This is a genomic window from Borreliella burgdorferi B31 (genome assembly GCF_000008685.2).
Lineage (GTDB): Bacteria > Spirochaetota > Spirochaetia > Borreliales > Borreliaceae > Borreliella > Borreliella burgdorferi.
The window spans coordinates 23,474-30,223 of the sequence record NC_000949.1 but is presented as its reverse complement, the minus strand read 5'-3'; the positions used below and the strand labels follow the sequence as shown (position 1 = coordinate 30,223).

At 27.7% G+C, this 6,750-nt stretch carries 8 protein-coding genes; 1 reads left to right on the top strand and 7 read right to left on the bottom strand.

Going from position 1 to position 6,750, the window contains the following annotated elements; genetic code table 11:
- The 5 genes from BB_RS06265 to BB_RS06245 all read right to left on the bottom strand — a co-directional run bounded on the left by BB_RS06265 (position 1) and on the right by BB_RS06245 (position 3,516).
- On the bottom strand, positions 1–1,353 hold the full coding sequence (locus BB_RS06265; protein WP_010883764.1) for a PBSX family phage terminase large subunit: 1,353 nt from the start codon (positions 1,351–1,353) through the stop codon (positions 1–3).
- Positions 1,350–1,916 (bottom strand): DUF603 domain-containing protein, encoded by a 567-nt coding sequence (locus BB_RS06260; RefSeq protein ID WP_038955004.1) that lies wholly within the window; start codon positions 1,914–1,916, stop codon positions 1,350–1,352. Before BB_RS06260 ends, BB_RS06265 begins: the two co-directional genes overlap by 4 nt.
- Before the next feature lie 58 nt (positions 1,917–1,974).
- On the bottom strand, positions 1,975–2,157 hold the full coding sequence (locus BB_RS06255) for a hypothetical protein (RefSeq protein WP_012664891.1): 183 nt from the start codon (positions 2,155–2,157) through the stop codon (positions 1,975–1,977).
- Positions 2,158–2,304: 147 nt separating this feature from the next.
- Complete coding sequence (eppA, locus tag BB_RS06250) at positions 2,305–2,814, bottom strand: exported protein A EppA (RefSeq protein ID WP_010883763.1); 510 nt, start codon at positions 2,812–2,814, stop codon at positions 2,305–2,307.
- Between the two features lie 111 nt (positions 2,815–2,925).
- Positions 2,926–3,516 (bottom strand): outer surface protein ErpG, encoded by a 591-nt coding sequence (locus BB_RS06245; RefSeq protein ID WP_010883762.1) that lies wholly within the window; start codon positions 3,514–3,516, stop codon positions 2,926–2,928.
- A 431-nt stretch (positions 3,517–3,947) separates the two neighbouring features.
- Here BB_RS06245 and BB_RS06240 point away from each other — a divergent pair, with 431 nt between their 5' ends.
- On the top strand, positions 3,948–4,724 hold the full coding sequence (locus BB_RS06240) for a site-specific integrase (RefSeq protein WP_010883761.1): 777 nt from the start codon (positions 3,948–3,950) through the stop codon (positions 4,722–4,724).
- A gap of 5 nt (positions 4,725–4,729) precedes the next feature.
- Here the strand turns inward: BB_RS06240 and BB_RS06235 are convergent, their stop codons facing one another.
- Positions 4,730–5,155 (bottom strand): DUF261 domain-containing protein, encoded by a 426-nt coding sequence (locus BB_RS06235; protein WP_010883760.1) that lies wholly within the window; start codon positions 5,153–5,155, stop codon positions 4,730–4,732.
- 52 nt (positions 5,156–5,207) lie between these two features.
- Positions 5,208–6,533 carry a DUF244 domain-containing protein gene (locus BB_RS06230; protein ID WP_010883759.1) on the bottom strand — a complete coding sequence of 442 codons (1,326 nt, stop codon included), beginning with the start codon at positions 6,531–6,533 and terminating at the stop codon, positions 5,208–5,210.
- Between the last annotated feature and the right edge of the window lie 217 nt (positions 6,534–6,750).

Sequence of the window (6,750 nt, the reverse complement as noted above, 5' to 3'; positions counted from 1 at the left end):
TTACAAAAATCTTTGATTGCCAAAGTGAACACTTCGCTCTCTATATCCTAAAGACAACATCAAATATGCTGCAGACATTGCATCAAGAGCATCATCATGGGTTTTGCTATCCCCCTTATACGAATAAATATCATTAAATACAGAAGAACTACTGTACTTTGTAATGTAAAGTTTCTTATAAGTAAACGGCGTAATTAACGTTGTTATTCTGCTAAATTTATTAGACTTTGGCTTAACTGGAACAATTCTAAAATATTGGCTTATATTATTTCTTAGTAAGATGTATTCGCGGGTCAATCCACCAGCACCTTTTGTATTATCTCTATCCTCTAAATACAGTGTATGCACATTGAAATTTTCTATAACGGTCTTTACCATATTCATAATATAAGGATCATTGGCTGGTCGTTGGTCTTGAAATACAAAAGCATAATACTTATCATCAACTCGCTCCATAACACATAATGCAGTGTTATCTCCTCCAACACTAAATGCTGGGTCTAAATATGCTATTGGACTAGTAAATACATAATCATCAGTAATATTTATTTGTGTAAAAATTGAATCAGTGCTTGCTATCCACTCACCTAGCAAAACTCTTGCTTTATATGATGGTATATCTTTATAGAGTTTTTCTTGTGTTTCGATAAATCCTTTACTAAGTAGAACATTATCATAAGTTGTAAAATTATATGTCTTAAATGTCGCTATATTATCAATATAATCGGTTTTAAAATAGTGTTCTGGATGATCAGGATTAGTATCAAAAATAATAGTTTCTTGCCCGCATCTTAGTCTTTTTAGGACCTCCTCTAAAGTTTGCTTGTGTAAAGTTGTAGCCTCATTAACAAAAATAAGTGCCGAATTACTTCCCCTAAATCTTTCAAAATCACTTGCCTTATCTCCACCATATAGATTAATACGTAGTGAATCAATCAGAATATATGAATTATTTGTATGTCTTGGAATATAAGGAATTTTAAGAAGTTTACATAGCTTTTCAAATTGTCCCAAAACATTAACTTCAACTGAGCGTTGTGAATTCCCAATAATAAAATTATTCGTATCGCTAGAATATAACTTTTTATTTTCAATTAAACTTTTGAGAAAAAGATAGCATGCAAGATACGTTTTGCCGCTAGCTATGCCGCCGCTGAATATAATCTTTTTTTCATTATTCTTTTTAATACTTTTTATCACATTTTTTTGTTTTAAAGTTAACTGTTTTTCTTCAAACTTATCAAAATTAATTGAAGAATTTGTTAGCTTTACAAATTGTGATATATCAACTCCATATTTATTTTTGTATTCCTTTTGTAGTGTTGTAAAAAGTTTTGTTTGATATAAGTTCACTTGTGCCCTTTACTATTTTTGTAGTTGCTTTTACTTTCAGCTTCATTAGCAGTTGCAAGTTTTTTCATACATTCATAGTAAAGCTCCATTTCTCTTATTGAACACTCCTTTATATATTCATCAAGCTCGCTTTTTAAAGAATTAATTTCTCCATTAACAACTTGCTTATTTTTTTTACTACTTGCTTTATTTAAAGCGTCAATTTCAGCTCTTAAATTTTCTATTTTAGTATGCATACTAAAAAGCTCAACACTAGAATATTGCTTAAATGCATTTATAAATCCTAATTCTAAATTAGCCCGCTCTAAATCCAATTCGCTTCTAACTTTCCTAGCGTTAACTTCTGATTTAAAAGTTTGCGACAAAAGGTGTTCAAAAGTGTCTTCACTAATTGATAATCTAGAGTCATCGCTAACAGAATTTTCCCCACTTTCCCATTTTTTCCTCATCCTCCACACATTTACCCTAGAAACCCCCAATTTATCCGCTATTTCCCTATCATCTAACAATCCTTCTCTAAAATATGCAACATAATCATCAAAAGACCTTTTAACTTTTTTCAAAAAATCCTCTAAAATAACAAAATTAACAAATTGTTGCTCTAAATAGTAAAGCAATTTATCAATTGTTAACATTAACTATTGTCTTGTTGATATCTATTGACCACAGATCTATCTTTACAATTCTTATTAAACATGAACCAGTATCATTATTGTCGCCATTAAGAAGACCCCTCATAAATTCGTTAGCATTTAAAGAAAATAAAGCAAATATAAAATAATATAAATTCTTTTTATTTATCATGATTCTCCAATATTAATAAAATAACAAGACTAGTAGCTAATCTTGTTATTCATAATTTATGCTTATAAAAACCATTTATTTTATTTCGAAATCTTTTTTAGCTTTTCTTAATAAATATCTTATAAGATTCTTTTTTCAAATTAAAATCTAATCTTTGGGCAAATCAGCCAAAATTTGTTTTAAAATTTGTTTAACTGTATTTGCTTTATCTTCAGAATAATCTTTTTTAAAATTATTTCTGGCGTTATCTCCATATTTCTCAGCATAATCAATTTTATCCGAATTTAATTGTATCAAATAATTAAAAATCGAATCTGGATAACTCCCTATAAGTCTAATCATATCCTCAGACAGGAAAATACTATCAGTACTTATCTTAATTTTTATAAGATATTCAATAGCCTCAAGAGCGTCCAAAAAAACACTTTTTTCTTTAATTCCAATTTTTCTTAAATCTCCTCTAATTCTAGGAGCATCGGAAAAAACATGACTTTTTTCATACTCATTTTTAAAATCATAATTATCTAGTCTTTTATTTATTAGGTTAAAATCTTCTTTAGAAAAAGCTCTTTTAGTTTCTGTATAATTTTCTTCTATATTTGCACTTAAACTTACTACAAATAAAAACAAAAATATTAACAGACTAATTTTTTTCATATCCCCTCCTAGCTTTATTGCCTAAATTTCAGCAATGTAAATGCTAATAAACAATAAGACTGATTGTTAGTCTTGTTGTTTATAATTTTTACTATCAAAACCCATTTTTTATTATTTTTTATCTTCTATATTTTGAGGCTCTGCTAGCTTTTCAAGTTCTTCCTCAATATTTTTAAGAGCATCATCTATAACCTTTTTTACAAAATCATTAGTATTAGTACCATCATTAACAGAATAACTTCCATTTACACCCAATTCTTTAGCATACTTTAAAGCTTTTTGTCCAATATTTCCTTGTTTTTTAACTTTCTCAGTACTTTCTCCAGTTGCAGATTCAACTTGTTCTTTAAATTCTTGAAATTTCTTTCTAGCCTCTTCTAATTCTTTTTTTCTTTTATCTATTTTATCCTTTAATTCTTGAATTTCTTTTTCTTTCTCTTCTTTTCCTTCTTGTTGACCACCATCTTTTGCTTGCACCGCTTTTAATACGGGTGTGTTATCGTGGGAACTTGCCGGCAATACTGGTGGTGGATTAAACAGACTGTTATTAGGATCGTCACCTTGCATTAACTCTTTATCTAAAAATCCTTCAACTTTTTCTTTTACATTTTGTTTTAAATCTTCACTACTCGCATCAATCTTGCAAGAAATTATCAAAACAAAAACTGCACAAATAATTAAATTTTTCATTTTCTTATTCATAAGTTACTCCATAAAGTACTAATATTACCACAACACCAAATAATTGCAATATTTCAAAGATTTAAATATATAATTTTGTTACATTCAGCTGTTACATTTTAACAAAACACAAATGTAATTTTAACCAACTCGCCAAAATCTCTCCATTGCAAATGCTCTACTCATTACAAAAGATTATAAAATACATACAAATTAAATTTTCAAGTCTTTGCTATATATTACACAAAGTATACTATCTTTCTTGTGTACCACCCTCAAAAATCACTACTTCTGTTTATTACACCCACTCTACAGCCCAGATTTTGCATGCAATGAGAACACTCCAAATTTGACTAAAATTTTTCGTTTTTAGTAAAATATAATTTACATTTTTTATCTATTTTTATTACTTTTACTTAATTTAAAAGTAACAACTTCAAGGAGAGGATTTTATGGACAATAATAATTCTTTTAATTTAAATAATTTCAATATGGATTTTACGCTCAAACTATTTCAAGAATACCAAAAACTAATAAATGAAAACAAAATTCTTAAAAATTCACTAAAAAATTCATCTAAAAGTAAAAAAGAAAATTCAAAACCAACTCCTAAGTTTTATTTAACCCCTAAAAGTATTAAATTAATTCTAAAATGTGCCAAAACCTTAAAACAAATTGACCCAATTTCTGGTTGGTTTGTGCATCTACTCTTAATAAGTGGATGTAGAGGCACTGAAATGCAAAAAGTAAAAATGCAAGATATTTCAACTTTTTTAAGCAAAACCGGAAAAACTTTATATACTATTAAAGTAAATGTGGCAAAAAAAAGAAATACCTCTTGTATTAGAGAAATTGTCATCAACTCAGAAGAGTTCGAGGCTATCCAAACAGCACATAAAAATCATTTCCAAGAAAAAACTCTTGACTCAAGGCGTACTTATCTTTTCCAAAAGAGCAAACATAAGTTTAAAGATAACCAAATTGATATTGTCCATATTTCTAAAAAATTCAAAAATCTTCTTAAAAAGTCGGGGTTTCGTGTAAATAAATCTCTCCATCTATGTCGAAATTTATTTATTTCAAATTTGAAATCTAACGGCTACAATTCTTTTCAAATTAAAGAACTTATGAAATATTCTTCAACCAATGAAATTGATAATATCTACGGCCTATCTTCTGCTAATAAAATTCAAGCTTATGAATGTGCTAAAAAGTGCCTTAAACTTTAGTAAAACTATTTCAGTTTAAATATACGTTTTGAAGTTACTTTAAATATTTTTCCACGTGGCTTTAAATCAAGTGAATCATATAATATTTCTTTATTTTTTGTTGATATAAAGTGATATCCATTAACCTTATCGATTTTAACTTCACTTATTTCAAATTCATTTGCTGCACCCAAATAATTTGCAGTTTCATATCTCACGCTACTTCTAATTCCGTAATAATTAAGTATCATACATGGATTTATAATAAAACAATTGCTCTTGATATAACCAAGTCCTATAAATCTATAATACGCTGTATTTATTTCATATGCATTAAATTCACGTTGCTTAAATAGACTTGTATAATAATGCAGACACAAAAAGTAACAACCCCATTTTTGTATCTCCGGTCTTAAAGTTCTATTATCTTGTTTTATTTTATTAATAAGCATTAATTAATCCTCCTATATTAAATTTATTTTTTTAATTTTTTAGTGCACCCATTCACATGGGGACACTAACACTATTTGTAAATGCTATATTGCTAGGGAAAAATACTGTACCACTTGTTGGTAGTAGTCCCTTTAATCTATCTGATATTGCCCTTTTCTTAGGGTCAAGAGTAAACACAAACTCTCCAAATTTATAATTTAACTGCTCAATTAGTGGATATGTATTTGTAATATTGTAAATTAGCATCTTCAACCTATCTTTAATGGGCTTTTCTCTTTTTTTATTTTCGTTTTGGATTCTATTTAATTCTTTTTGTAGACTATCAATCTCCATTAAATCATACGCAAGATTTTCAGCAGATTGATTATCCTTAATTTCAAGATCTGCACAATCAACATATTCTATAAATTCTCTTGCCCAATCAAACTCAACTCCAGAACTATAAAAATCACTCCTTTCTACTAAATCTTCAACAAGTTTTATAAACGTATCCTCGTTAAAATTATGTGCCATTAAGTATTCCTCTCTATAGTTACTATAAATATCTTTTTTTAAATTTATAATTTCTAATTCACATTTATTAACAAATTCAAACACTTTTGATATTAAGGCCTCATCTCTTTTAATCTTACAGTTAATTGGTGCAGCATCTATTAAAAAGAACAAATTACAATACTCAAGTCCAGTACATGCTAGCTGCATTTGTGCTTGTACATAATATTTGAAAAAATATTTACTACTTAAAAAATTGCCATTTTTATTGTACTCAGCAATAGCACTACTCATATAATTAGAGTCGCTACTTTTAATCTCTAATAGTTCTAAATCGCCATTATTATTAATAAACCAGCCATCAATTGTTGAGCCCACTAAAGTTTCTGAACTGCCCATTTTTTTGAAATAATTATACTTATCAACACCGTTGGCATATTTATTTTTATATAAAATATCAATATTATCACCGTATGCTTTAACAAACTCTCTAAATCCTAAATTCTCTAACTCTTTGCCCTTGAGCATATATAAATTCTCTTCAAAAGGTAGTCTCATATTAAAATATTTAAGCACTCTGTTTATCATTAAATCTTTCAGCCCAGCACCTCCAACAAGAATATTGCCTACTTCACTAGCACCGTATTTATCTAACTTGTTTCTTTGCACACTAAAATCAATATTTCGATTAAATCTAAAACATTCTTGACTACTTATTCCTGGTAATTTCTTACCTATCTTGCTTAATTTACTTTTTTCTTTAATGGGAGAAGATTTTTCCTCAATTATTTCACAACCAGTAAAACTTTGTTGATTAACACTTATCATTTTGAGATCTCCTTGAATATTTTCTTGTGGATTATTATTGTTTGAAAGATTTTCCATCTTTTTTCTCCTTATATTTGTATAAAAATAAATATATAGCAAAAACTATTTTTGCCAACTTTTTTTTTTACAAAAATTTTTGTAAAAAAATAGTTGGGTTTATTTAAATTCTCTTATCCAAGAACTTAGCTAAACCCAACTTGATTGGATTGTTTTGATAGCAATAAACTTTTTTAGCTATTTACATACATATATATATGTATATATATGTATAACA

What these genes read in the sequence shown, in the direction of transcription:
- BB_RS06245 (WP_010883762.1), bottom strand. Translation starts at nt 3,516, where the DNA reads ATGAATAAGAAAATGAAAAATTTAATTATTTGTGCAGTTTTTGTTTTG.
- BB_RS06235 (WP_010883760.1), bottom strand. Translation starts at nt 5,155, where the DNA reads ATGCTTATTAATAAAATAAAACAAGATAATAGAACTTTAAGACCGGAG.
- BB_RS06230 (WP_010883759.1), bottom strand. Translation starts at nt 6,533, where the DNA reads ATGGAAAATCTTTCAAACAATAATAATCCACAAGAAAATATTCAAGGA.
- BB_RS06255 (WP_012664891.1), bottom strand. Translation starts at nt 2,157, where the DNA reads ATGATAAATAAAAAGAATTTATATTATTTTATATTTGCTTTATTTTCT.
- eppA (WP_010883763.1), bottom strand. Translation starts at nt 2,814, where the DNA reads ATGAAAAAAATTAGTCTGTTAATATTTTTGTTTTTATTTGTAGTAAGT.
- BB_RS06240 (WP_010883761.1), top strand. Translation starts at nt 3,948, where the DNA reads ATGGACAATAATAATTCTTTTAATTTAAATAATTTCAATATGGATTTT.